Origin of the sequence: Plantactinospora sp. B5E13 (assembly GCF_039871775.1) — a bacterium.
Classification (GTDB): domain Bacteria; phylum Actinomycetota; class Actinomycetes; order Mycobacteriales; family Micromonosporaceae; genus Plantactinospora.
Window position 1 is genome coordinate 33,327 of the sequence record NZ_JBDPLT010000005.1, and the last position, 24,647, is coordinate 57,973.

A 24,647-nucleotide genomic window follows, 5' to 3' on the forward strand; every position below is an offset into this window, starting at 1 on the left:
GCAGAACAGCTCAGGAAGGATACTGCCGGTGACGCGATCTTGTCGCTGTCCTGACTAGCCCTCGTCCGTCCGGACGATACGTTCGCGACCCTTCGCACCGTCGAGCCGATCGATCGCCACCAGTGCCGCACCGACCGCACCGATCTCCGGATCGGGGACGTGGTGCACCTCGCGCGGCGCCAGCACGGCGGCGAACGCGTGCCGCCACCACGCCGAGGCGGCCATCGCACCGCCGCCGAGTACCACCTGGACCTTGTTGTCCAGGGTGGACTCGATGGCGGCGACACCGACGCCGACCTCGTCGCACAACGCGGCCATCAGCGCGGCCAGGATCTCGACCGCGGAGGTGTCGAGACCGATCCCGTCGACACTGCCGGAGCCCCCCGGGGCCAGGCCGGGTGGACGGTCACCACCGAACCGGGGATCGGCCCGGAGGGTCACCTGGTGCGGCGGGATCCGGGTCAGCGCCTCGTCCAGCGCCGCCCCCTCCGGCAGCCGCAGCTCCCGGCGGGCCCAGGCGTAGAGGCTGCCGCCGGCGGAGAAGGCGGTCCCGGTGATCACGTGCCGGTGGTCGACCCGGTACCGCCAGAGCTCGTCGGGCAGCGGCGGCAGTTCGGTGTCCGCCGGCGCGGACTGGACCAGTCGGACCGCGGCGGAGGTGCCGACGGTGACCGCGGCCCGCCGGGTGTCGTAGCAGGCGGAGCCGACGTTGGAGGCGGCGCCGTCGCCGGTGGGCGGCGTCCAGCGCACGTCCCGCAGCGCCGGCCAGCGACGGGCGTACTCGGCCCGGAGCCGGCCGTGCCAGTCCGCCGGGGCCAGCGGCGGCAGCTCGCCCGGTCGGACCCGGGCCAGCTCGCACGCCTCGACGTCCCAGTCGAGGGTGCGCAGGTCCAGCAGCCCGGTGCCGGACGCCTGGGAGATCGACATCGCCGGTTCCTCGAGCAGCCGGCCGAAGATGTACTCGACGAGGCCGGCGAAGCGTGCCGGGCTGACCTCGCCCATCTCCCGCAACCAGGGCAGCCGCACCGACCAGTAGAAGCGGTGCCACCAGGTTCCGGTTCGGTGGTGGTAGTCGTGCGGGTCGGCCGGCCCGGGGATCCCGGGCGGCGCGGTCGGCCGGGTGTCGAGCCAGGTCAGCACCGGGCCGAGTGGCTCGCCGCCGGGGTCGAGCGGCACCACCGAGTGCCACTGCGCGGAGGTGGCGACCAGCTCGACCCCGTCGAGGTGGCCGGCGGCGGAAAGCTCGTCGAGGCACTGGGTGAACCCGTCGAGGTAGGCCCGCCCGTCGATGGTGGCGGCCCCGCCGTCCACGATCGTGATCGGGGTCTTCCGCCGGGCCAGCGCACCGGGCAGCGGCCGGGCGTCGGCGTCCAGCACCAGGCCACGCACGGACGACGTACCCAGGTCGAAGGCGAGAATGCTCATCGAGCGAAACGTACCCGGTTGTCGTGCCGCTGATGCCGAGGTCACGCCAGTCCGTCCGGCTCCGGGCCGGATCGGCGCGGGCCCGACGGCCGGCGTTGTCCACCTGATGGTCGGTGACACGTTCGGGGCCCCGGATCCGTCCCGGCTCGCCTACACTGACCGTCATGTTCGCGCGACTCAACTCCTGGTGGCCCGCCATTCCGGCGGCCGACCTCCGCGCGTAGCTTTCCCGACGCGGCCGCCCACGTGGCGGCCGCCGATGGTTCCTCTCCTGGACCGGCCACCACGCCGGACGGCCCCCAGCCGAGAGGAACACCTCCGATGACCCAGCTGCGCCACCTGCTGGCCTCGATCGCCGCCGGCGCCGATCCGGGGCCGTTCGCCCTGGTACGCCGGGAGGGCGCCGACACCCTCGAGGTCTTCACCGGTGCGCTGTGCACCGTCGACCGGCTCGCCGACATCCCCCTCGGCGCCGGGCCGGCCGGCCCACGCACGCTCGCCCTGGTGCCGTACCGGCAGATCGCCGAACGCGGATTCGCCTGCGTCGACGACAACGCCCCGCTGGAATGCCTGCGGATCTCCGGGCACGACCGGGTCCCGCTGGCCGAGGCGCTGGACCTGCTGCCCGGCAGCACCGTCCCGGTCCGCGACGGCGGCTTCGACATCTCCGACCCCGAGTACGCGGAGATCGTCGGCCGGGTGCTCCGGGACGAGATCGGGCGGGGCGAGGGCGCCAACTTCGTGATCCACCGCACGTACCGGGGCAGACTGGCCGGACCGCCGCTGCCGGCGGCGCTGGCCGCGCTGCGTCGGCTGCTCACCGACGAACGGGGCGCCTACTGGACGTTCCTGGTGCACACCGGCGGCCGGACCCTGGTCGGGGCGTCACCGGAGCGGCACGTCAGCGTCGAGGACGGCCTGGTCATGATGAACCCGATCAGCGGCACGTTCCGACACCCGGACGGGCCGGCGGACCGGGACACCCTGCTGGAGTTCCTCGCCGACCCCAAGGAGATCGACGAGCTGTACATGGTGCTCGACGAGGAACTCAAGATGATGGCGACGGTCGCCGAGCACGGTGGTCAGGTGATCGGGCCGTACCTGAAGGAGATGGCGCACCTGGTCCACACCGAGTACCTGCTCGCCGGGCGGGGGTCGCTGGACGTCCGGGAGGTCCTCCGGCAGACCATGTTCGCGCCCACCGTGACCGGCAGCCCGATGGAGAACGCCTGCCGGGTCATCGCCCGGCACGAGGACCGGGGCCGGGGCTACTACGCCGGGGTCCTGGCGCTGCTGGGGGTCGACGAGGCCGGCCGGCAGACCCTGGACGCGCCGATCCTGATCCGGACCGCCGAGATCTCCGCGGGCGGTGAGCTGCGGGTGCCGGTCGGCGCGACCCTGGTGCGGCACTCCACCGCCGCCGGCGAGGTGGCCGAGACGCACACCAAGGCGGCCGGGGTGCTGGCCGCCCTCGGGCTGCGTCCACCGGCGGCCGGGCCACGGACCGCCGGACGGCCGGCCGACGTCGGGGTCCGACCCGCCACGCCTGGGGTACGCCCCGGACCGGCAGAACCGGCGGTGGGCACGGATCGGGCGGCGCCGCTGCCGGCCGTGTCGACGGAACTGCGGCTCGCCGACGATCCGGCGGTACGGGCCGCACTGGCCGCCCGCAACCACGAACTGGCGCCGTTCTGGCTGGAGCAGCGGAGGCCGGGGGTGAACGTGCTGCCCCGGCTCGTCGGTCGGCGGGCGTTGATCATAGACGCGGAGGACACCTTCACCGGCATGCTCGCGCACCAGCTACGGTCCCTCGGCCTCACCGTGGAGCTGCGCCCCTGGCACGGGCTGACGGAGCCGCACCGTGGTTCGGCCGACGGCCCCGCCACCGACCTGACCGACGGGACCGTCACCGACCTGACCGACTCCGACCTGGTCGTGGTCGGCCCCGGGCCCGGGGATCCGGGCGACCTGACCGAGCCGAAGATGGCGGTGCTGCACCGCCTCGTCGACAGCCTGCTGGAGACCGGTCAGCCGGCCCTCGGCGTCTGCCTCGGGCACCAGGTCCTGGCCGGGCGGCTCGGCCTGCGACTGCACCGGCGTTCCGCGCCGTACCAGGGTCTGCAGCGCGACGTGGACCTCTTCGGTACGACCCGACGGGTCGGCTTCTACTCCAGCTACACCGCGCTGGCCGAGGCCGACGAGGTCGGCACCGGGTACGGGCCGGTGCGCCTGGCCCGGGACTCCGCCGACGGGGCGGTGCACGGCCTACGCGGTCCGACGTACGCCGGGGTGCAGTTCCATCCCGAGTCGGTGCTGAGCCGCGATGGTCTGGCGGTACTTGCCGACCTGCTCGGCTGGCTGCTGCCGGCCGCTGGCGGGGCGAGTACGGGCGGCGCCACAGCGGACGGGGCGGTGGCGGACGGGGCGGTGGCACCGGCCGGACGGCCGGGAGGCGTCGCCGGGGCATAGCTGTCGCCATCGCGGGTAGCCAGCGTCGAGCCGGTGGTCCGGGCGGGTCGAAAGCCCTCGCCCGGGCCACCGGTGCGGGATCACCGGTCGGTGGCGCGCGACGGACGCCCCGATCCGTCGGCATCCGGCGCCACAGCGCCCCGGGCGGTCAGCGCGTAGCTGATCCGGGTGGGTGGGCCGGGCTCCGTCCGCCGGACCAGCAGCCCTTCGTCGGCCAGCTGACGGAGGCGTTCGGCCAGCACCCGGCGGGAGATCCCCGGGACGGCCCGGACGAGGTCGCTGAACCGGGCCTCCCCCCGACGGAGCACGTCGAGCAGTTCCGGGGTCCACCGCCGAGCGAGCAGGTCCGACGGGGTTCCGGGGCGGGACGGCGCGCCCGACGGGGCAGGTAACCTGGTTACTTCCGTCGGCGACGACGCCGTCCCCGGTGCCGGCTGCCGGAGCACCACCCCGATGCCGTCGAGCACCCGCTGCAGGCCGAACTCGAAGTCCTTGACCAGGGATTCCGGCGCGCCGCCAGCCTCGGGGACCAGCCGGGACAGGGTCGGGAACCGCCCGGTCCGCAGCAGACGAGCCAGTTCCGGGGTACTCGCCGCCCACCACTGCCCGACGCTGATCCCGGTACGCCGTTCGTCCTCGACCGTGCCGTGCACGTACCGGGCCGCGCCCTGCACGTAGTCGCTCACCGCGTAGTAGACCTGGAACATCGTCCGGGCGTCCAACCCGTGGCCGTCGACGGACCGCAGCAGCCACTCGGCGTTGGCCAGCACGTTGGGCCCCAGGGGCGGCCGACGGGTGCCCGCGACGACCGACAGCGCCCAGGGGTGACGCTGGTACATCGCCCACTCCTGTCGCGCCGCCCACGCCAGGCACGCACGCCACCCCGGCGGGCCGGGATCGGGGTAGGCGATCTCGCCGAACACCGACTCCACCATCAGGTCGACCAGTTCGGCCCGGCCGGACAGGTGACGGTAGAGGGACATCACGCCGGCGTCCAGCGCGTCGGCGACCCGGCGCATCGACAGGGCGTCCAGGCCGTACGCGTCGGCGACCCCGATCCCGGCACGCACGATGTGCGCGAGTCCCAGCTGGGTCGACCCACCCCGGCCCATCGCCCGCTCCTCACCCGAGGTTCCGTCAGTGCCTTGACACCGGCGGGGCTGGCATCCCGCACCGGAGTGCGTACAGTGTACCCATCGTCGTTCACGGCCCGGACGGGTCCGCCGAGAGTGCAGGTGATCATGAGCGGTCTGGTGACGGTACGCCGAGCCGGGTCGGCGGAGGCGCCAGCGGTGCTGCGCGCCCTCGGCCAGGGTTGTCTCGACGAGGCGGTGTTCAGCTGGGTGGTGCCGGACGGCGCGGCCCGCCACGAGCGGACGGCCACCTGGGCCGGGGAGGCGACCGCGTGGGTCGACGGCATGCTCGCGACGGGGGTACTGCTGGTGGCGCAGCACGGCTCCGGGGAAATCGCCGGGGTGTCGTGCTGGGAGTTCGTCCCGGCCGACCCCGCACCGTCGCCGCCGGCCGACCCGGCCGAGGAACTCGCCCGGCTCACCTGGGCCTACGGTCCCGAGTACGCGCCGCGGATGGCGTTGGTCAACGAGCTGACCCGACGCCGTCATCCCCGCGGTGAGCCGCACTGGTACCTGCAACAGATGGTCGTGGTGCCGACCTGGCGCGGCCACGGACTCGGCGGCGCGATGCTGCGTCACCAGCTCGAACTCGTCGACGTCGCCAGCGTCGGGGCGTACCTGGAGGCGAGTTCGCGCCGCAACCGACGGTTGTACGAGCGGAACGGCTTCCGGGCCCACGGCGACCCGATCCGGCTACCGGAGGACGGGCCGGCGATCCAGCCGATGTGGCGGCCACCCGTCGGCCAGCGCTGACGGCCGGACCGGTGGCCGCGGCCCGGCCGGAATCGGCGACCGTTCCGCGCCCGCTGGCAGCTGTCCGCCGTCGGGCAGGGTCGGCCACCCGCGCCCCTACCGCGGCTGTCCGCCCTCGAAACCCTCCCGGCCGGTGGAGCGGGTGCTGGCCAGCCAGATTCCGAAGATCATGGCCAGGACGGCGGGTATCTCGACCAGCAGCCGCAGGCCGCCGAACGACATCGTCTCGTGGAAGGCGGTCACCCCGATCAGCACGCTCGCCACCGGGTCGACCAGGGTGATCGCGGTCAGCGGCGCGGCGAGCGGACCGTTCTGGAAGGCGTTCTGGTTCAACGCCACCGCCGCCAGCCCGAGCACGCCGAGCGCGTACAGGTGCCAGTCGGTGAGCACCGCGAGCGGATCGGCGGAGACCCGCCCGGCGAACGTCTTGAGCAGTGACGCCGTGCCCGCGTAGAGCAACCCGGAGGCGGTCCCCAGCAGCGTTCCGCGCAGGGCGCCGGTGACCCGGCAGGCGAGGGCCAGACAGATCGCGATCAGTGTGACGCCGACCAGCCCCACCCCGAGCCAGCCCGTCGGCGAGGGCTCCGACACACCCGCCCTCGGCCGGGCGGCGGCGAGGAACACCGCCAACCCGAACACGCAACAGGTGACCGCCGTGACGTCCCGGGGATGGGGCCGCCGATGGTCCAGGGCCGCCTCGAGCGGGATCGCCAGGAACATGCCGCTGATCATGAGGGGCTGTACGAGGGTGAGCGGGCCCATCCGTAGGGCGAGTGCCTGCAGCACGGTGCCGGCGAGATCAGGGGACTTGGCGAGCAGCCAGCGCCGGCGGCGGAGCAACCGGACGAACAGCCGCGGATCGAACGTCCCGTGCTGCGGCTCCCGCCGGGCGGCACGCTGCTGCAGCGCCGCACCCAGCGCGAAACAACTGGCGGAGACGAGCGCCAGCAGCACCGCGGCGACGATCACGCCCGGACTCCGCCGCCCCAGGTTACCGCCGGTCCCGTACCCACAAAATCACGCTACGTGTTCGAGCCTCCGCTGACCGGCGGTTCTGGCTGGTACGGAACCTGATCCAGGTCCGCGCTCCGGCGGAGGGTGCCGGATCCTGGCCGGCCGGGACGACAAACGCCCGGCCGGCCAGGACGGGGTCAGGTGGCGAGCGCCCCGGCGGACCGCCCCTCGTGCAGAGTCAGGTTACGGCCGTTCGACGGATCGAACAGGTGGATCTTCTCCAGGTTGAACCAGATCCGCCGGTTCTCCCCCTCGGTCACCGGGGACTCCGCCGACAACCGGGTGACCAGGTTCATCCCCGAACCGCTCAGCTCGTCCGCGCCGACGTCCGCGGCCAACTCCTCCAGCTCGGCCGCGCTGGCCCGCTCCCCCTCCACGCTCAGGTAGACGTACTTGTCGGAGCCCATCGACTCGACGATCTCGACCGGCGCCTCGAACTCCATGCCCCGGGACCGGCTACTGTCGTCGATCAGAGCCGCGTCCTCGAAGTGCTCCGGACGGATCCCCAGGATCAGTTCCCGGGGTGCGTTCTCCGCCTCCAGCTCGCGCCGGACCCGGTCACCGATCGGCACCGCACCGAGCGCGGTACGCAGCTGCCCCTCCTCGACCGCCGCATGCAGGAAGTTCATCGACGGCGAGCCGATGAACCCGGCGACGAAGAGGTTGACCGGGTGGTCGTACAGCTCCTGGGGCGGACCGACCTGCTGCACCGCGCCGCCCCGCATGATCACCACCCGGTCGCCGAGCGTCATCGCCTCGGTCTGGTCGTGGGTGACGTAGACCGTGGTGGTGCCGAGCTGCTTCTGCAGCCGGGAGACCACCGTCCGCATCTGCACCCGGAGCTTGGCGTCCAGGTTGGAAAGCGGCTCGTCCATCAGGAACGCCTTCGGGCTGCGGACGATCGCCCGCCCCATCGCCACCCGCTGGCGCTGGCCGCCGGAGAGGTTCGCCGGCTTCCGGTCCAGCAGCGCGGTCAACTCCAGCACCTTGGCCGCCTCGGTGACCTTCTGCTCGACCGTCGCCCTGTCGAGCTTGGCGAGCCGGAGCGGGAAGGCCATGTTCTCCCGGACCGTCATGTTCGGATACAGGGCGTACGACTGGAACACCATCGCGATGTCCCGGTCCCGGGGCGCCCGGTCGTTCATCCGCTCGCCGCCGATCCGCAGCTCACCGGAGCTGATGTCCTCCAGCCCCGCGATCATGTTCAGGGTGGTCGACTTCCCACACCCGGACGGGCCGACCAGGATGACAAACTCGCCGTCGGCGATATCCAGGTCGACGTCCCGGACCGCCGTGGTGCCGTCCGGGAACTGCTTGCTCACCTTGTCGAGCACGATGTCAGCCACGACGATTCACCCCTTGACCGCGCCGGACGTCAGGCCGGAGACGATGCGACGCTGGAAGAACAGCACGAACAGAATGATCGGTACGGTGATCACCACGGCGGCGGCACAGATCGCCCCGGTCGGATCCTCGAACTGCGACTCCCCGGTGAAGAACGACAACGCCACCGGCACCGTGCGGGACCGCTCGGTGGAGGTCAGCGAAATCGCGAAGAGGAAGTCGTTCCAACAGAAGATGAAGACCAGGATCGCGGTGGTGAAGACCCCGGGAGCGGCCAGCGGGGCGATCACCCGACGGAACGCCTGCCCCTGGGTCGCGCCGTCCATCTTGGCGGCCTTCTCCAGATCCCACGGGATCTGCTTGAAGAACGCCGAGAGCGTGTAGATCGCCAACGGCAACGCGAACGTGATGTACGGCAGGATCAGCCCCGGCCAGGTGTCGAAGAGCCCGACCGACCGCTCGATCTCGAACAGCGGCGAGACGAGAGAGACCTGTGGAAACATCGCGATCAGCAGGGAGACCCCGACCAGCGCCTTCTTGCCCGGGAAGTCCAGCCGGGCCACCGCGTACGCCGCCATCGTGCCGAGCACCACGGCGATCACGGTGGCGATCAGGGCGATCCCGATCGAGTTGACCAGCGCCCGGACGAACTGGTCGGTGGAGAAGATCGTCCGGTAGTTGTCCACTGTCCACTCCCGGGGGATGAAGTTCCCGTCGGTGAGTGTCGCGGTGGTCTTGAACGACAACGACGCGATCCAGAGCACCGGGACCAGTGCGAAGACCACCACAACAACGTCGAGCAGTCCCCACCGCAGCCGGGCACGGGTGGTGGTGTCGGCAGCCATCAGTGTCTCCTCCCGTTCGCGACTGCGGGGCTCCGCTTCGCTACGCTCCTCGCGCTCACCGGAGCCGCCCCTTCGTTCGCGACTGCGGGGCTCCGCTTCGCTACGCTCCTCGCGCTCACCGGCGGCCTCCCTCTGCTGAGCTGCCCGGGGCAGCCGTGCCGAAGAGCTTCACGAAGACGAACGCGATGACCGCCACGGTGAGGAAGATCAGCACCGACATCGTCGACCCGATCCCGAGGTTCAGCCCGCGCATCAGGTTGTTGTAGGCGAGCATCGACACCGACGAGGTCTCGTTCGCCCCGGCGGTCAGCACGTAGATGTTGTCGAAGACCCGGAACGCGTCCAGGGTGCGGAACAGCAGCGCCACCAGGATCGCCGGCTTCATCACCGGCAGCATCACCCGGGTGAACCGTTGCCAGGCGGTGGCGCCGTCCATCGACGCCGCCTTGAGCAGGTCCTCGGGCACCAGCGCCAACCCTGCCATCAGCAGCAACGCCATGAACGGGGTGGTCTTCCAGATCTCCGCCACCATGATGATCGCCAGGGCGCTGGCCCGCTCGGTCAACGGAGCCCCCTCGCCGAAGAGGGTGGCCAGATAACCGGTGCCGGGCGTCCAGGCGTACCGCCAGGAGAAGGCGGCGACGACGGTGACGATCCCGTACGGGATCAACGCCGCCGTGCGGACCAGCCCACGCCCGACGATCGTCCGGTGCATGACGATGGCCAGCCCCATGCCGAGCACCAGTTCCACCGCAACGGTCACCACAGTGATCAACATGGTCACCCCGAACGCGGTCCACCAGTACTCGTTCGTCAGCACGGTCGCGTAGTTGGCCAGGCCGACGAACTTCCGCTCGTCCGGGAACTTCAGGTCGAAGCGCTGCAGCGACAGCCAGACCGAGTAGAGGATCGGGTACGCCGTGACGGCGAGCATCACCAGCGCCGCCGGGGCGCAGAGCAGCCAGCCGAGCCGGCGCTCGGCCCGCTTACCCTCGCTCGATCGCGCCCGGCCGCCAGGCCGGGTCGGCTCCACTCCCCGGGGCGCCGGAACCCGGGGCGCCGCGTCGACGTCATGACCTGACCCATCCGGCCCGCTGATGACCTCGCTCCGCTCGGTCATGACCTCTCCTCGCTACGCTCGTCGACGCCATGACCCGGCCGACTGCACCCGCTGATGACCTCGCTCCGCTCGGTCATGGCAGCACCCCCTTTGATTCGAGCGCGTCCTGCGCCGCCTCGCGCATCTGCGCCGCGGTCCGCTCGGGCTGGATCTCCGACGGCGGCGAGAGCATCGCCGACAGCACGGTGGAGATGTTCTGGTACGCCGGACTGCGCGGTCGGGTCGTGGCGTCCTTCAACTCCTCGAGGATGGTCTCCTTCATCGGGTACGCCTCGTCCATCTCCGGATCGGCGTAGACGCTCTCGATCGTCGGCGGCACCCCGTCGTTGATCGCGGAAAACTTCTGGTGCTCGGCGTCGCGCAGGCAGGCGGCGGCCGCGAAGGACTCCTCCGGGTGCCGGGAGTATCGGCTCACCGCCAGGTTGAAGCCGCCCACGGTCACCCGGCTCGGCCGGTCCGGATCCACCCCCGGGTACCGGGCCCAGCGGACCTTCTCCGCCAGCGCCGGGTCGGCCTCCTGCATCGCCGGATAGACGAAGGGCCAGTTGAGCTGGAACGCGCCGGCACCGGACTGGAAGTCGAGCCGGGCCTGGTCCTCGTAGGTGTTGGTGAAGGACGCGGTGGTGATGCCGGCGGTGGCGAAGCGGCGCAGCACGTCCAGCGCGCGAACCGCTCCCGCGTCGAAGACCGCCCGGGTGCCCGCGTCGTCCAGGATCTTTCCGCCGGCACTGGCGACCAGGTTGTTGAAGAGGACAACAAGGCCCTCGTACTGGGCCCCCATGGTGATCACCTGGTACGGCTGGCCGCGTCCCTTGAGCTCCTGGGCCGCACTGATCATTTCGTCCCAGGTGCGCGGCGGCTGCGGCACCAGGTCGGTGCGGTACCAGAGCAGTTGCACGTTGGTGTTCTTCGGCGCGGCGTAGAGCCGGCCCTCGTACCGGGCCGTCTCCAGCGGCCCGGCCAGGGTGCCCCGTTCGGCCTCGGTCTTCCGGTCACCGGTCCACTCCCGGAGCCAGCCGGCGCTGGCGAACTCCTGGGTCCAGGTCACGTCGAGACCCAGCACGTCCATTCCGCTGTCCTCGGCGGCGAGCCGCCGGACCAACTGGACCCGCTGGTCGTCGGCGGCCCGGGGCAGGATCCGGTACGCGATCCGGTACCGGCCCTGCGCCTGGGCGTTGCAGTCGTCCACGACCTTCTGCAGGTTCTGCTCGGGCGAGTAGTACAGGTTCACCGTGGGCACACCGCCGTCGTCGCCGGAGCCACAGGCGGCCAGCGGCACCAGCAGGGCCAGCACGGCGGCCGCGCCGGCCAGCCGGGTCCGGCCACGCCGACCACCCGTACCGACGTCCGCCTCGGTTCGTCGCGGCCCGTTCCTGCTCCGCCCCGGCCCGGCCACCGGCACCCGGTGCCCGCCGTGCGGGCCACCCGTCCGCTCCACAACGGCTCCTCTCGACGACGGCCGGGGCTCATCGGGCGCCCGACACGGCGAAAACACCCGTCCTTCTGGCGGCGGGCCGGATGGCCGTACGCTGACCGGAAGCGGGCGTGACAAACCTGGGCTCCCCACTGCCCCACCACCCCGCCGGCGAAACCTCCAACCCGGCGCGTCGTCCCCGAACCAACCGTTCGCCCGGTTTCGCCCGAAACTGGCCGGCTGACCCGCCCACCCCGGCGGGCGCCGCCGGTCCACGGCGCTCCGAACCGCTCCACAGTGCTATTCCCGGCCGGCGGCGCCTCGGCTACCGTGGTCGTAACCTCCGGCACCAACGGTCGCCGTCGACGCCGACCCGCCCCCGGACGCGCACCCGTCGCACCGGTCGGCACCGGTTCCCCGCCGGGCGACCCCGCCGGCGACCGGGCGATCCACCCCGGCCCTCCGGCGAGCCGATCCGCGACCCCGGCCCGGTCGGCGTACCGCCCCGATCGGGTGAAACCCGCCCCGCCCCCGCGATCCGTTCGGCAGGATCGTCATCAGAGGAGGTGCAGCCGTGCAGGACACCCGGGCCCTCACGCTGTCGTTCGAGGTCAGCGGTCCGCCCCCGGTCAGGACCGAGGCGCTGTCCATCTTCGCGGCCGGACACCGCCAGGCCGCCCGGGTCCGGGCCCTGTTGGAGGCCGCCTGCGGCGCGGCCCAACGTACCGGCTGGACGGCACTCACCGAGCCGGTCTCCCTGGAGGTCGTCCTCCGCTGCCCGCCGGGTCGACGCACCTCGGACGCGGCGACACTGCTCGGCGGCATCGGCGCGGTCCTGCAGGACAAGAAACGGGCGGCCGACATCGGGCTGGCACACCTGGGTGCGCTCGCCGACGTCGCGCTCTACCTCGACGACCGGCAGATCCGGCACATCTCCTACCGGGAGGAGCCGGCCGAGCAGCTGTCCTACCTGGTCCGGGTGGCGGCCCTACCGGCGACGGTTTGACCGTCGGTGCGGACCGGGTAACGCCGACCGGCGACGAAGGAGGTAGCCATGTCGGAGCCACACGTCACGCTCGACGACGACGGGCTCGGCGGGGTGCCGGAGCACCTGCGGGCGCCGCTGGAGGAACAGCTCAGTTCGGCGCTGCGGGCGGCGACCGAACGGGTCCGCGCCGAGTACGCGGGTGAGCCGGTCGAACAGGTCTGCCGGCGCCTGCTCGACGAGACCCGGGCCGGGCTGCATCCCGACATCGCCGACGGCTTCACCCCGGACATGGACGAGTTCTGCCGGGTGGCGGTGGCCATCGTCCGACGGGACCTGCCCGAGCCGACCTGACGATCGTCGGACGGTCCCGGCTGACGGTCGCCGCCGTGACGGTTGACGATGTGGGTACGGCGGCAGCGGTCCGGGCGGCGCCATTGGCGATCACGTCCGGCCTCCGTACACTCGGTTGCCTCACAGCCGGTCATGCGTGCCCGCTGTCCCCTGCCCGGACTCGGCCGATCTCTACGGGAGGCTCAGTGCCCGCACAGCCGAGTGTGCCCGCCGCGGTACTCGACGCCATCTCGACACCGCTGCTGACCACATCGGAGCAGGGCGTTGTCCACTGGTGCAACGAGGCGGCACGGCACCTCGGCCGACTCCTCGGCACGGATCCGGACACGCTGCCGTTCGGCGCCGTGACGCCGGACGGCCCGCCGGTGGTCGTACACCGGGCGGCGGTGGACGGTACCACCCGGCACCTCCGGGTGAGCTGCCGGCGGCTGCCGGCCGGGGCAGGCGGGGAGCCGACGCTGACCGACCCGCACCAGCCGCCGGTCGGACCGGACGACCGGCCGGGGCCGCCGACCACGCCGCTGCTGTACGAGTTCACCGACGTCACCGAGCAGGTGGGCGCAGAGCGCCGGGCCGACGACTACGCCTGGCGGCTGAGCCACATCGAGGAACTGGCCCGGGTCGGCACCTGGGAGTGGCACCTGCCGACCGACCAGGTGGTCTGGTCGCCGACCCTGAAGACGATGATCGGCCTGGCCCCGGAGACCCACCTGGACTACCGGACCTACCGGTCGATGATCCACCGGGACGACCTCGCGCTGGTCGACGCGGAACTCGACCGGGCGATCCGGGAGGCGACCTCGTTCACCTTCACCCACCGGATGAGCCTCCCCGGCGGCCTGCAGACCCGGATCCTGCGGTGTTACGGCGAGGTTTTCACCGACGAGGCCGGCCGACCGCTGCGGATGCTGGGTACCGCGCACGACATCACCGAGTTCCGTCAGGTGCAGGACGAACTGGCGTACCTCGCCGCACACGACCCGCTGACCGGGCTGCCGAACCGACGGGCGCTCACCGCCCGGATGAGCGACCTGACAGCCGCCGGGAGCGGCGCCACCACCGCCCTGCTCCTGCTCGACATCGACAACTTCAAGGACATCAACGACCTGCGTGGACACGCTGTCGGTGACGAGGTGCTCCGGCTGCTGGCCCGGCTGCTCACCGAGCACCTGCCGGCGGAGGCCGTACTCGGCCGGCTCGGCGGTGACGAGTTCGCCGTCCTGCTGCCGGACTGCGACGCAGACCGGGCGCTGGCCATCGGCGCCGGGCTCTGCGACCTGGTCGCCCGGACCCCGCTCGCGGTCCGTGGGGAGCCGTTGCGGGTGACGTTGAGCATCGGCGCGGCACCGCTGGACACCGCCGACGACGACACGCTGCTGCTGGCGCACGCCGACCTGGCGCTCTACCAGGCCAAGGGCGAGGGGCGGAACCGGGCCCGCCTGTTCGCCCCGGAACAGCAGGAGGTGGCCGCCCAGCGGGTGCACGTGGTGTCCCGGGTCCGCCGTGCCCTGGAAACCGGTCAACTGCAACTCGACGCCCAACCGATCATCGACCTGCCCGACGACCGGATCCACAGCTACGAACTGCTGATGCGGGTCCGGGACGAGCAGCGCCGCCAGATCGGGCCGGGCGAGTTCCTGCCCGCGCTGGAGCGCGGCGACATGATCTACGAACTGGACCGTTGGGTGGTGGAGACCGCCACCCAGGCCCTCGCCTCGGCGCGTACCGCCGGTGCGGAACTACGGTTCGACGTGAACATCTCCAGCCGGTCGATGGAGGATCCGACCTTTGGCGACTGGGTGGTCGCCACCCTGACCGGCGCGGGGGTGCCGGCGACCCAGCTCGGTCTGGAGATCACCGAGACGACCGCGATCGCCAACCTCGACGCCGCCCGCCACCTGGCCTCCACCCTGACCTCGGCCGGTTGCCGGTTCAGCCTCGACGACTTCGGCGCCGGGTACGGCTCCTTCGTCTACCTCAAGCATCTCCCGTTCAACACGGTGAAGATCGCCGGGGAGTTCGTCCGGCAGGCCGACCACGGCGGGTCGGACCCGATCCTGATCGACGCCGTGGTCCGGGCCGCGCACGGGCTCGGGATGCGGACCGTCGCCGAACACATCGACCGGCCCGAGCTGGTGCCGGTGCTCCGCGACCTCGGTGTGGACCGGGGGCAGGGATACCACCTGGGCCGGCCGGAGCCGCTGCGGACGCTGATGGCCCGGACCACCACCACCGACCGGACCATCACCACCGACGGGAACGACAGCGCCGCCGCGACCGTCTCCTGCGCCGCCCCACAGTCCTGAACCCGCGCCGCACCACGGTCCGGGCCCCCGCCTGAAGCCACGCCGCACCGCAGTCCGGGCCGCCTGAGCCCGGGCCGCCCGCCGGGGTCAGTCGGGTACGGCGGAGGCCGCCCCGACCAGGGCGACCACCTCGTCGGCGCAGCCCCAGGCCAGGGTCACCCCGGCACCACCGTGCCCGTAGTTGTGGATCAGTCGGGTGCCGTCCGGTCCGGACGGGTCCACCGCCACCCGGGGCCCGCCGTGCCGGGCCGGGCGCAGGCCGGTGAGCTGCCCGAGGACCGGGGCGCCGGCCAGCTCCGGCACGAGCTCCACACACCGGGCCACGATCGCCCGCCCGGCCTCGTCGTCCGGCGCGGTGTCCGTCTCGTACGGCTCGAAGGTGCCCCCGAGCACCACGTCCCGGCTGCGCGGGTGGACGTACGTCGGCCCGCCCGGGTGCCCCTCGTCCCGCATCGAGGTGACCAGGCCGGGATTGGCGACCAGCACGATCCGTCCCCGGACCGGGTGGACGGCGGGATCGTCGGCGAGCACCCCGGCCGCCAGTCCGGTCGCGTTCACCACCACCGGCGCCTGACCGGCCAGCTCGTGCAGGGTTCGTACCCGGTGCCGCCGGATCGGTACGCCGAGTCCGGCGAGTCGGTCCACGAGCCAGTGCAGGTACGGCTCCATCTCCACGGTCGGTACGGTGAACCGCCACTCCCCGCCGTACCCGGGGGGCGGCGGGACCGACCGGAAGTCGGGCACCGCGGCGGACCACCACGGGTCCTCGGCGACCGCGCGGCGCAGCAGCATCCGGGTCGGCCGCAGCACCACCCCGGGGATCTCCCGGCGGGCCTGGTCGGCGAGTTCGTCGAAGGTGCGGCGGGCCCAGTCGAGCACCCGGGGGTCGGCCTCGGTCCGGGTCGGATACCAGACCGCGGCGGCGATCCGGGAGACGGTCGCGACCGGCTCGTCGGCGGCGAGCACGCTCACCCGGACCCCCGCCTCGGCCAGCCGTACCGCGCAGCTGAGTCCCACCACTCCGGCGCCGAGCACCAATACGTCATCCATGGTGTCAAGGGTGCCGGCAACAGATTCGAATGAACAGGGTGAGCACTCTGTCACGCACGGACGACAAAATCAATACAGGTAAATCCCCGCTGCTCTCGCTACTCTCACCGCAGGGCTGGAGGCTTTCCACGCGCGAGGAGGGCAGGCGGCATGACCAGGACGGGAACGGTCACGAAGCTCGACGAACCGGGATGGCTGACGGAGAGTCAGGCAGCGGTACGCCCCGCGATGGCGGCGGCCGTCGGGCACCTCAGGCCACAGATGCGAAGAGTCTGCGAGTACCAGCTCGGTTGGCGTGACGACGCGGGCCGCCCGGTCCAGGCCGGCGCCGGGAAACTGATCCGGCCGACGTTGACCCTGGTGAGCGCGGCGGCGGTGGGCGGTGCGGTGGAGAGCGCTCTGTCGGCGGCGGTCGCGGTGGAGCTGATGCACAACTGCACGCTGCTGCAGGACGACGTGATGGACCAGGACCCGGTCCGCCGGCACCGTCCCACCGCCTGGGCGGTCTTCGGGCCGTCCGCCGCGGTCCTCGCCGGGGACGCGCTGCTGGCGCTCGCCTTCGCGGTCCTGGCGCGTACGCCGGCGCAGCTCGCCGGTACGGCCGCCGCGCAACTCGCCCGCACCATCGACGAGCTGATCGAGGGGCAGGCCCTGGACCTCTCCTTCGAACGGACGATCGGGGTGAGTGTCGCGGACGCGGTACGGATGTCCGCCGCCAAGACGGCCGCCCTGCTCGGCTGCGCCTGCGCACTCGGCGGGCTGTACGGTGGCGCCGACGAGCCGACCCGTGTCCTGCTCGACCGGTACGGCCGGCACCTCGGCCTGGCCTTCCAGCACCGGGACGACCTGCTGGGGATCTGGGGCGACCCGGAACGGACCGGCAAGCCCGCGATGGCGGATCTGCGCCGGCGCAAGAAGAGTCTGCCGGTGGTCGCCGCCCTGGCCGCCGACAATCCGGCCGCCGCCCGGCTCCGTACCCGCTATGCCGACCCGACCCCCTTCGCCGACCCCGACGAGCTGCGGGAACTCGCCGCGCTGGTGGAGGAGGCCGGCGGCCGGGACTGGTCGGAACGGGCCGCCGGGGACGAACTGCGGCAGGCCGCCGGGGTGCTGGGCGAGTTGGGCCGGGTCGGGGTCGCCACCGACCGGCTCGCCTCGATCGGCGAACTGATCGTCACCCGCGACGGCTGAACCGCCCCGACCGACGCCACCCGCCGACGGGGCCGGCCGGGCGCGCCCGAGACCGCGCCGTCCGGCCCCACCCCCGGGCTCCACCGCACCGCCGGGGCCCGAGCGGCGGGCTCACTCGCGGATGCCGGCCAGCTCGACCGGACCGGACCGCAGGGCGAGCCGGATCGGCAGCAGCGCGCCCAGCAGCGCCAGTACGGCACCGGTCGCGGTGATCACCGCGACCGTCCCCCAGGGCACGGTGACCGGGGTGGGGCCGACCAGTTGTCCCAGGGCGAGCCGCAGTCCGGCCAGGTTCACCGCCGACGCGCCGGCCGCCAGCAGCACCCCGACGCCGACGACCAGCAGGGACTCGGCCGCGAAGACCCGCAGCGTCTGACCTGGGGTGGCCCCGGCCAGCCGTAGGATCGCCAGGTCCCGCCGCCGGTCGGCGGCCGCCATCACCAGGGTGTTGACGACGGCGATGAAGCAGAAGACGATCGCGATGCCCAGCACCAGCACCATGCCGAGGGTGCTCGCCTCGCGGTTCTCGCCGCTCTCCTCGCCGAGCCACTGCTCGGCGGCGACCACGCGGGCGCCGAGCCCGGCGGTCGCGGACGCCAGGGCGGCCCGGACGGCCGCCGGGTCGGCGTCCGGGCGCAGCGTCACGTAGATCCGACGGGCCAGCCCGGTGGAGGCGTACGCCGCGGTGCCGGCGAACCGCTCGCTCAGGTAGGCAACATCGTTGCTGCCGGTGGTGGCGGAGAGGACGGCCGCCACCCGCAGCGGCGCGGTGCCACCGTCGGCGAGCAGTACCTCGACGGTGTCGCCGACGTCGGCGAGGAAGGCCGCGATCCGGGCCCGGTCGGGCCGACGGCCGGCGAGCCGCAGCGGCAGTGCCACGTTCTGTTCGGCGGTCAGCGCGGGCAGCAGGTTGAACGCCTGGAAGACGAAACCGACCCGGTCCCGCCGGAGCAGGGTCAACCCGGTCTCGTCGAGCCCGGCCAGGTCGGTACCGGCGATCAACACCCGCCCGCTGGTCGGCCGGTCCAGCCCTGCTGCGCACTGCAGCAGCGTCGACTTGCCGGAGCCGGACGGTCCCATCACGGCGGTGAAGCTGCCGGCCCGCAGGCGCAGTGACACGTTCCGCAGCGCGGTCACGGTGTTCCGGCCCGACCCGTAGGTCCTGCCCAGCGATTCGAGACGTACGACGTCATCCACAGCGACGAGCCAATCATCGACCGTCACATCGACACATCGGACCGAACCCTGAGACGTCCCCGAGCGTCGGCCCTGAGATGTCCCGGGTCGCCACCCCGACCCGGCATCGCGCCGCCGAGCCGGGCCGGCACCTACCCCGGCCGGTCGGACAGCCATTAGCCTGCCCAGATGCGACACACCCTCACCCCGGACGACGCAACTCTGCACGGCTACTTCTCCCGGGACCTTCCGCCGGTCCTCACCATCGAACCCGGCGACACGGTGAGCTACCGGACCCTGGACTGCTGGTGGTCGGCCGGGCCGTACCCGGGCGGACGCAACCGGGAACGGCCCCGGGTCCCGCAGTACCAGCCCGACTACGGTCACGCCCTGATCGGACCGGTCGCGGTCCGCGGTGCCCGGGCCGGCCAGACCCTGGAGGTACGGATCGACGCGGTCGTGCCGGCGGCCTGGGGCACCACCGTGGCCGGCGGCTGGCCGAGCGACTTCAACCGCAGCTACGGCGTGGAGGAGGAGGGAGTGGTGCACGCCTGGCAGCTGGACCCGGTCGCGATGATTGGCCGCAACCAGCACGGGCACACCGTCGCGCTCCGTCCCTTCATGGGGGTGCTCGGCATGCCGCCGGCCACGCCGGGCCGGCACTCCACGGTGCCGCCCCGGTCACACGGGGGCAATCTGGACTGCAAGGAGCTGGTCGCCGGCAGCACGCTGCTGCTGCCGATCCCGGTCGACGGTGCGCTCTTCTCGGTCGGCGACGGGCATGCCGCCCAGGGCGACGGCGAGGTCGGCGGCACCGCCGTCGAGTGCCCGATGGACGAGGTGACCCTCACCTTCGGCGTACGGGACGACTTCCCGGTCACCGGACCGGTGGCCCGTACCGCCGACTCCTGGGTGACCATGGGGGTCGGGACGACCCTCGACGAGGCGACCTTCACCGCGTTGGATTCGATGCTGGACCTGCTGCAGCGGCAGTACGGGGTGAGCCGGGCCGACGCGGTGGCGCTGGCCAGTGTCGCGGTCGACGTACGGGTGACGCAGATCGTCAACCAGACGGTCGGCGCGCACGCCGTGCTCCGGGACGGTGCGATCCGCTGAGAGTGCGATCCGCTGAGAGTGCGATCCGCTGACGGGCCGTCGAGCGGGAACATCCCGACGGCTGACGGCGCGCGGGGCGGGAGGGGGCCCGTCCACGACCGGAAAGGACAGTGGCGGGCCCTTGGCTACCGGCGGAGGGTGAGGATCAGGTCGGCGACCAGGGCGGTCCAGCCGGTCTGGTGCCAGGCGCCGAGGCCGGCGCCGTTGTCGCCGTGGAAGTACTCCGGGAAGGCGATCAGGTCCTTCCAGTCCGGGTGCGTCTGGAAGAGTTCGGCGATGCCGTAGATGGGGCGGCGGCCCCACTCGTCGGGCAGGAACAGTGAGATCAGCCGGGCGGAGAGGTCGTCGGCGATCTCGGTCAGCGTGTGCTTGCTGCCGGACCGGGTCGGGTACTCGACCAGCAGGTCGTCGCCGAAGAAGGCGGCGTGGTCGCGCAACGCCGAGATCAGCATGAAGTTGGTCGGCATCCAGATCGGACCCCGCCAGTTCGAGTTGCCCCCGAAGAGTCCGCTGGTCGACTCGGCCGGCTCGTAGCCGACGGTGAACTCCTGCCCGCCCAACTCCACGCTGAACGGCTCGGCCAGATGCCGCCGGGAGAGGGTCCGCAGCCCGTACGGGGACAGGAACTCCTCCTCGTCCAACATCCGGGCCAGCAGCCGGACCACCTGGTCCGGGCCGACCATGGAGAGCAGTCGCTGCTGCCGGCCGTCGCCACCGAGCCGCCGCGCGCCGATCACCCCGGCGTACTCGGGTTTGTTGGCCAGGAACCAGCGCAGCCGGGCGGTCAGCTCCGGCAGCCGGTTGAGGGTGACGGTGGTGAGCCGGGTGATCGCGGCCAACGGCAGCAGCCCGACCACCGAACGTACCTTCAACGGCACGTTGCTGCCGTCCGGCAGCCGCAGCACGTCGTAGAAGAACGAGTCCTCGTCGTCCCAGAGCCCCTGGTCGTACGCGGCCGCCGCGATGTACGCGAAGTGTTCGAAGAACTTCGTCGCGATGTCGGAGTACGTCGGGTCGTGCACCGCCAGGATCAGCGCCATGTCGAGCAGGTTGAGCGCGTACATGGCCATCCAGCCGGTGCCGTCGGACTGCTCCAGCACCCCGGCGACCGGCAGCGCCGCCGACCGGTCGAACGGGCCGACGTTGTCCAGCCCGAGGAAACCGCCCTCGAAGACGTTGTTGCCGCCGACGTCCTTGCGGTTGACCCACCAGGTGAAGTTCAGCAGCAGCTTGTGCATCATCCGGGCGAGGAAGTCGAAGTCCCGCCCGCCGTCGATCTCGAAGACCTTCAGCGCCGCCCAGGCGTGCACCGGCGGGTTGACGTCACCGAACGCCCACTCGTACGCCGGGATCTGCCCGTTGGGGTGCAGGTACCACTCGCGCAGCAGCAGGAGCAGTTGCGCCTTGGCGAAGCCGGGGTCGACCCGGGCGATGCTGACGCAGTGGAAGGCCAGGTCCCAGGCGGCGTACCAGGGGTACTCCCAGGGGTCCGGCATGGAGATGACGTCGAAGCTGTTCATGTGCCGCCACGAGCTGTTGCGGCCGTGCCGGCGCCCGGCCGGCGGCGGCGCGGCGGCCGGGTCACCGGTCAGCCACTGCTGCACGTCGAAGTGGTAGAACTGCTTGCCCCACATCAGCCCGGCGATCGCCTGCCGGGCCACCTCGGCCTCCTCCCGGGACGCCCGGTCCGGGATCAGCCGGGCGAAGAACCCGTCCGCCTCGGCCCGCCGGGTCGCCATCGTCGCCTCGAAGTCGGCGCCGAGGTCGAGGGCGGGCGGCGGCTCCTCGCTCGGCGGCGGCGCGGTCAGGGTGAGCCGCAGCCGGATCCGGGTCTCGCCCCGGGCCGGTACGTCGAGTACGTAGTGCAGCGCCCCCCTGGTCCCCTCCCCCGCCGGGTTGACCGTGTCGGCGCCGTTCACCACGTGGTCGTTGATGCCGTCCTTCGGGTACCGGCTGCGGCCGGGCAGCCCCCAGAGCCGTTCGGTGTTGGTCTCGTTGTCGCAGAGCAGCGCGGCCGGCTCCCCGTCGCCTTCCAGCACCAGCTGGCCGAGCACCCAGTGCTCGCCGACCAGCCGGCCGGGCGTACCGACCAGTTTCGGCACCTGGTCCCGGCCGGGCAGCCCCCAGGACCAGGTGTTGCGGAACCAGAGGCCGGGCAGGACGTGCAGCCGGGCCGGCTCGGGACCCCGGTTGGCGACGGTGACCAGGACGCACAGGTCGGTCGGCGACGCCTTGGCGTAGTCGACGGTCACCGCCCAGTACCGGTCGTCGTCGAAGACACCGGTGTCGACCAGCTCGTACTCGGGCTCGTCCCGGCCCCGGGCCGCGTTGACCGCGACCAGGTCGTCGTACGGGAAGGCGGCCTGCGGGTAGTGGTAGCGCCAGCGCATCCAGGAGTGGGTCGGGGTGGAGTCGAGGTACCACCAGTAGTCCTTGGCGTCCTCGCCGTGGTTGCCGCCGTCGCCGCCGAGGCCGAACATCCGCTCCTTGAGGATCGGGTCCGCGCCGTTCCACAGCGCGAGCCCGAAGCAGAAGGTCTGCCACTCGTCGCAGACCCCGGCCATCCCGTCCTCGTTCCACCGGTACGTCCGGGACCGGGCGTGGTCGTGCGGGAAGTAGTCCCAGGCGGTGCCGTGCTCGCTGTAGTCCTCCCGGACCGTGCCCCAGGCACGTTCGGACAGGTAGGGGCCCCAGGCCCGCCACGGCTGCTCGCCGGCGTCGGCCTCGGCCAGCCGGGTCCGTTCCGCGTCCTGCCCGTCGTCCATTCGCTTCCCGCCCGTCATCCGACCGCTCCCGTACGGTCATCCTGCCGATCATTGTCGTCGGTTGCCCGCGACCGGCCAGGATCCGACGGATCCTCAGGGTGTGTCCGGGGCGCTGACCGGGCATCATGGGCGCCATGCTGCCTATCGGGTTCGGACCGCGGGTCTGCGGTCGGCTGACGTCCGCGACCGACCGGGAGTGGCTGGTCCCGGACGGCCTCGGCGGGTACGCGATGGGCACGGTCGGCGGGCTGCGGACCCGGCGCTACCACGGACTGCTCGTGGTTTCCGGCGCCACCCCGGCGGCCCGGCGGCTGGCGCTGGTCAGCCTCGACCCGGAGCTGACCCTGCCGTCCGGCGCCACGGTCCGGCTCGGCGCGCACGAGTGGCGGTCCGGGGCCGTCGACCCGGCCGGGTTCGAGCTGCTGGAACGCTTCGACCTGGTCGACGGGCTGCCACGCTGGCGGTGGCGGATCGGGGACCTGGTCGTCGAGCGCGAGCTGGCCATGGCGTACGGCCGGTCCTGCCTGGCGGTGCGGCACCGGCTGCTCTCCGGCGGGCCGGCCCGGCTGGGGCTGGCTGCGGTGGTCACCTGGCGGGACGCGCACGGTGAGCGGCGCGCGGACGGGCCGGCGCCGGTGGTCGAGCCGGTCACCGGCGGTGCGGTGGTCGAGGGTGCGTTCCGGCTCGCCGGGCCGGACTGGTCCCCGGCGGGCCGCTGGTGGTACGGGGTGCACCACCGGGCGGAGGCGGCCCGGGGCCTGACCCCGGAGGAGGATCTGTGGTACGCGGGCCGGTTCGCCGGCGCGCTCGACAGGCCCGGCGACACCGTCTCGGTGCTGGCCTGGGCCGGCGACCCGGACACCCTGGCGGTCGAGCCGCCGCCGGCCGGCGAGGTGATCGAGACGGCCCGGCGCCGGAACCGTCGGGTGGTGGCGGCGGCGAAGCCGGCGGACCCGGTGGCGGCGACCCTGGCCCTGGCCGCCGACGCGTTCGTGATCCGGTCCGGGGGTGCCGGGCGTGCTGAGGCGGCGCCGGACGTGGTCGCCGGTTATCCCTGGTTCGGGGCCTGGTCCCGGGACACGATGATTTCCTACGAGGGGCTCTTCCTGGCCACCGACCGGGCCGACGAGGGCCGGGACCTGTTGCGGGCGTACGCGGCGACGCTGTCGGACGGCATGCTCGCCAACACCGCCGACACCGGGCGGGTGGAGTACAACACCGTGGACGGCACGCTCTGGTTCCTGCACGCGGTGGCCCGGCACGTGGCCGTCGCCGGGGACACCGACCTCGCCGCCGAGCTGCTGCCGGCGCTGCGGGACGTGGTCACCCGGCACCTGGCCGGCACCGGCCGGTACGGGATCGGCGTGGACCCGGCGGACGGACTGCTCGCCCAGGGCGCCGCCGGGGCGGCGCTGACCTGGATGGACGCCCGGGTCGACGGCGAACCGGTGACCCGGCGGGCCGGCAAGCCGGTCGAGGTGAACGCGTTGTGGATCAACGGTCTGGCCGCGGTCGCCGAACTGGCCCGGCTGGTCGGCCAGGACCCCGGCCCGGCCCCGGCCGCCCACGACCGGGCCCGGGAGTCGTTCCGGCGTCGCTTCCCGGCCCCGGCCGGCTGGCTGTACGACGTGGTCGACGCCCCGGCCCCGGCGTACCCGCGCGGTGCCGCCGACCGGTACGACGACGACCTGCTCCGGCCGAACCAGCTGCTCGCCTGGTCGCTGCCGTACGCCCCGCTGGACCCGGACCCGGCGGTGCTGGCCCGGATCGGTGCCGCCCTGCTGACCCCGCTCGGTCCGCGCAGTCTCGCGCCGGGCAGTCCCGGTTTTGTCGCCCGGCACCGGGGCGGCCCGGCGGACCGGGACTCCGGCTACCACCAGGGCACCGTCTGGCCCTGGCTGGTCGGCCCGTACGCGGACGCCGCCCGGGCCGCCGGCCTGCCGACCGCAGACCTGTTCGCCGGGCTGGAGGCACACCTGTCGGAGTTCGGCCTCGGCTCGGTGAGCGAGACCGCGGACGGGGCGGCCCCGCACGCGGCCACCGGAACCCCCTTCCAGGCCTGGTCGGTGGCGGAGCTACTCCGGGTCAGGGCAAGGTGACCGACCAGCGTTACATGCCCGCAACGGCCACGTCTTCGCCGGTTTTCCCCCAACCGGCAGTATGGGCGTCAACCCAATGACGCGTAGG

The 24,647-nt window shown here is 72.7% G+C and carries 18 protein-coding genes and 1 pseudogene; 8 read left to right on the plus strand and 11 right to left on the minus strand.

Going from position 1 to position 24,647, the window contains the following annotated elements:
* Positions 1-54: 54 nt before the first annotated feature.
* Entirely contained in the window at positions 55-1,425 is a 1,371-nt protein-coding gene (locus ABGB05_RS06570; protein ID WP_347652278.1) for an FGGY family carbohydrate kinase, read from the minus strand.
* Positions 1,426-1,746: 321 nt separating this feature from the next.
* Between ABGB05_RS06570 and ABGB05_RS06575 the strand changes: the two genes are divergently transcribed.
* Positions 1,747-3,894, plus strand: coding sequence for a chorismate-binding protein (locus tag ABGB05_RS06575; RefSeq protein ID WP_347652279.1), 2,148 nt, complete (start codon positions 1,747-1,749; stop codon positions 3,892-3,894).
* Between the two features lie 80 nt (positions 3,895-3,974).
* On the opposite strand, the gene ABGB05_RS06580 is transcribed toward ABGB05_RS06575, so the two are convergent.
* Positions 3,975-5,006, minus strand: a complete 1,032-nt coding sequence (locus tag ABGB05_RS06580) for a TetR/AcrR family transcriptional regulator C-terminal domain-containing protein (protein ID WP_347652280.1) — start codon at positions 5,004-5,006, stop codon at positions 3,975-3,977.
* 129 nt (positions 5,007-5,135) lie between these two features.
* Between ABGB05_RS06580 and ABGB05_RS06585 the strand changes: the two genes are divergently transcribed.
* The gene (locus tag ABGB05_RS06585; RefSeq protein ID WP_347652281.1) at positions 5,136-5,780 is read left to right on the plus strand and encodes a GNAT family N-acetyltransferase; all 645 of its coding nucleotides are present in this window, start codon (positions 5,136-5,138) and stop codon (positions 5,778-5,780) included.
* Between the two features lie 96 nt (positions 5,781-5,876).
* On the opposite strand, the gene ABGB05_RS06590 is transcribed toward ABGB05_RS06585, so the two are convergent.
* From ABGB05_RS06590 to ABGB05_RS06610, 5 genes are all read right to left on the minus strand, one after another.
* A complete protein-coding gene (locus ABGB05_RS06590; RefSeq protein ID WP_347652282.1) occupies positions 5,877-6,749 on the minus strand; it encodes a DMT family transporter in 873 nt (290 codons plus the stop codon).
* A gap of 182 nt (positions 6,750-6,931) precedes the next feature.
* Positions 6,932-8,140, minus strand: a complete 1,209-nt coding sequence (gene ugpC / locus ABGB05_RS06595; RefSeq protein WP_347652283.1) for a sn-glycerol-3-phosphate ABC transporter ATP-binding protein UgpC — start codon at positions 8,138-8,140, stop codon at positions 6,932-6,934.
* A 6-nt stretch (positions 8,141-8,146) separates the two neighbouring features.
* Complete coding sequence (locus ABGB05_RS06600; RefSeq protein ID WP_347652284.1) at positions 8,147-8,983, minus strand: carbohydrate ABC transporter permease; 837 nt, start codon at positions 8,981-8,983, stop codon at positions 8,147-8,149.
* Between the two features lie 115 nt (positions 8,984-9,098).
* The gene (locus ABGB05_RS06605; RefSeq protein ID WP_347652285.1) at positions 9,099-10,103 is read right to left on the minus strand and encodes a sugar ABC transporter permease; all 1,005 of its coding nucleotides are present in this window, start codon (positions 10,101-10,103) and stop codon (positions 9,099-9,101) included.
* Positions 10,104-10,176: 73 nt separating this feature from the next.
* Positions 10,177-11,415: an ABC transporter substrate-binding protein gene (locus ABGB05_RS06610; protein WP_347652445.1), complete on the minus strand. Its 1,239-nt coding sequence runs from the start codon at positions 11,413-11,415 to the stop codon at positions 10,177-10,179.
* Positions 11,416-12,091: 676 nt separating this feature from the next.
* Between ABGB05_RS06610 and ABGB05_RS06615 the strand changes: the two genes are divergently transcribed.
* The 3 genes from ABGB05_RS06615 to ABGB05_RS06625 all read left to right on the plus strand — a co-directional run bounded on the left by ABGB05_RS06615 (position 12,092) and on the right by ABGB05_RS06625 (position 15,162).
* Positions 12,092-12,523, plus strand: a complete 432-nt coding sequence (locus tag ABGB05_RS06615) for a hypothetical protein (protein WP_347652286.1) — start codon at positions 12,092-12,094, stop codon at positions 12,521-12,523.
* A gap of 48 nt (positions 12,524-12,571) precedes the next feature.
* Positions 12,572-12,856, plus strand: a complete 285-nt coding sequence (locus ABGB05_RS06620; RefSeq protein ID WP_347652287.1) for a hypothetical protein — start codon at positions 12,572-12,574, stop codon at positions 12,854-12,856.
* A gap of 185 nt (positions 12,857-13,041) precedes the next feature.
* The gene (locus ABGB05_RS06625) at positions 13,042-15,162 is read left to right on the plus strand and encodes an EAL domain-containing protein (protein WP_347652288.1); all 2,121 of its coding nucleotides are present in this window, start codon (positions 13,042-13,044) and stop codon (positions 15,160-15,162) included.
* Between the two features lie 87 nt (positions 15,163-15,249).
* On the opposite strand, the gene ABGB05_RS06630 is transcribed toward ABGB05_RS06625, so the two are convergent.
* The gene (locus ABGB05_RS06630) at positions 15,250-16,212 is read right to left on the minus strand and encodes an FAD-dependent oxidoreductase (protein ID WP_347652289.1); all 963 of its coding nucleotides are present in this window, start codon (positions 16,210-16,212) and stop codon (positions 15,250-15,252) included.
* Between the two features lie 150 nt (positions 16,213-16,362).
* On the opposite strand from ABGB05_RS06630, the gene ABGB05_RS06635 reads away from it, so the two are divergent.
* Positions 16,363-17,403: a polyprenyl synthetase family protein gene (locus ABGB05_RS06635; RefSeq protein WP_347652290.1), complete on the plus strand. Its 1,041-nt coding sequence runs from the start codon at positions 16,363-16,365 to the stop codon at positions 17,401-17,403.
* A 111-nt stretch (positions 17,404-17,514) separates the two neighbouring features.
* Here ABGB05_RS06635 and ABGB05_RS06640 read toward each other — a convergent pair whose 3' ends face one another.
* Positions 17,515-17,904: an FtsX-like permease family protein gene (locus ABGB05_RS06640; protein ID WP_347652446.1), complete on the minus strand. Its 390-nt coding sequence runs from the start codon at positions 17,902-17,904 to the stop codon at positions 17,515-17,517.
* Positions 17,905-18,237: 333 nt separating this feature from the next.
* Positions 18,238-18,600 (minus strand): annotated as a pseudogene (locus ABGB05_RS06645) (ATP-binding cassette domain-containing protein); the annotation flags it as partial.
* A gap of 168 nt (positions 18,601-18,768) precedes the next feature.
* Here ABGB05_RS06645 and ABGB05_RS06650 point away from each other — a divergent pair.
* Positions 18,769-19,695 (plus strand): acetamidase/formamidase family protein, encoded by a 927-nt coding sequence (locus ABGB05_RS06650; protein WP_347652291.1) that lies wholly within the window; start codon positions 18,769-18,771, stop codon positions 19,693-19,695.
* Positions 19,696-19,820: 125 nt separating this feature from the next.
* On the opposite strand, the gene ABGB05_RS06655 is transcribed toward ABGB05_RS06650, so the two are convergent.
* Positions 19,821-22,478: a glucosidase gene (locus ABGB05_RS06655; RefSeq protein ID WP_347652292.1), complete on the minus strand. Its 2,658-nt coding sequence runs from the start codon at positions 22,476-22,478 to the stop codon at positions 19,821-19,823.
* A 116-nt stretch (positions 22,479-22,594) separates the two neighbouring features.
* On the opposite strand from ABGB05_RS06655, the gene ABGB05_RS06660 reads away from it, so the two are divergent.
* The gene (locus ABGB05_RS06660; protein ID WP_347652293.1) at positions 22,595-24,559 is read left to right on the plus strand and encodes an amylo-alpha-1,6-glucosidase; all 1,965 of its coding nucleotides are present in this window, start codon (positions 22,595-22,597) and stop codon (positions 24,557-24,559) included.
* Positions 24,560-24,647 lie beyond the last annotated feature (88 nt).

What these genes read in the sequence shown, in the direction of transcription:
- ABGB05_RS06585 (WP_347652281.1), top strand. Translation starts at nt 5,136, where the DNA reads ATGAGCGGTCTGGTGACGGTACGCCGAGCCGGGTCGGCGGAGGCGCCA.
- ABGB05_RS06660 (WP_347652293.1), top strand. Translation starts at nt 22,595, where the DNA reads ATGCTGCCTATCGGGTTCGGACCGCGGGTCTGCGGTCGGCTGACGTCC.
- ABGB05_RS06580 (WP_347652280.1), bottom strand. Translation starts at nt 5,006, where the DNA reads ATGGGCCGGGGTGGGTCGACCCAGCTGGGACTCGCGCACATCGTGCGT.
- ABGB05_RS06570 (WP_347652278.1), bottom strand. Translation starts at nt 1,425, where the DNA reads ATGAGCATTCTCGCCTTCGACCTGGGTACGTCGTCCGTGCGTGGCCTG.
- ABGB05_RS06575 (WP_347652279.1), top strand. Translation starts at nt 1,747, where the DNA reads ATGACCCAGCTGCGCCACCTGCTGGCCTCGATCGCCGCCGGCGCCGAT.
- ABGB05_RS06655 (WP_347652292.1), bottom strand. Translation starts at nt 22,478, where the DNA reads ATGACGGGCGGGAAGCGAATGGACGACGGGCAGGACGCGGAACGGACC.
- ABGB05_RS06620 (WP_347652287.1), top strand. Translation starts at nt 12,572, where the DNA reads ATGTCGGAGCCACACGTCACGCTCGACGACGACGGGCTCGGCGGGGTG.
- ABGB05_RS06635 (WP_347652290.1), top strand. Translation starts at nt 16,363, where the DNA reads ATGACCAGGACGGGAACGGTCACGAAGCTCGACGAACCGGGATGGCTG.
- ABGB05_RS06650 (WP_347652291.1), top strand. Translation starts at nt 18,769, where the DNA reads ATGCGACACACCCTCACCCCGGACGACGCAACTCTGCACGGCTACTTC.
- ABGB05_RS06605 (WP_347652285.1), bottom strand. Translation starts at nt 10,103, where the DNA reads ATGACCGAGCGGAGCGAGGTCATCAGCGGGCCGGATGGGTCAGGTCAT.
- ABGB05_RS06640 (WP_347652446.1), bottom strand. Translation starts at nt 17,904, where the DNA reads ATGGTGCTGGTGCTGGGCATCGCGATCGTCTTCTGCTTCATCGCCGTC.
- ABGB05_RS06630 (WP_347652289.1), bottom strand. Translation starts at nt 16,212, where the DNA reads ATGGATGACGTATTGGTGCTCGGCGCCGGAGTGGTGGGACTCAGCTGC.
- ABGB05_RS06600 (WP_347652284.1), bottom strand. Translation starts at nt 8,983, where the DNA reads ATGGCTGCCGACACCACCACCCGTGCCCGGCTGCGGTGGGGACTGCTC.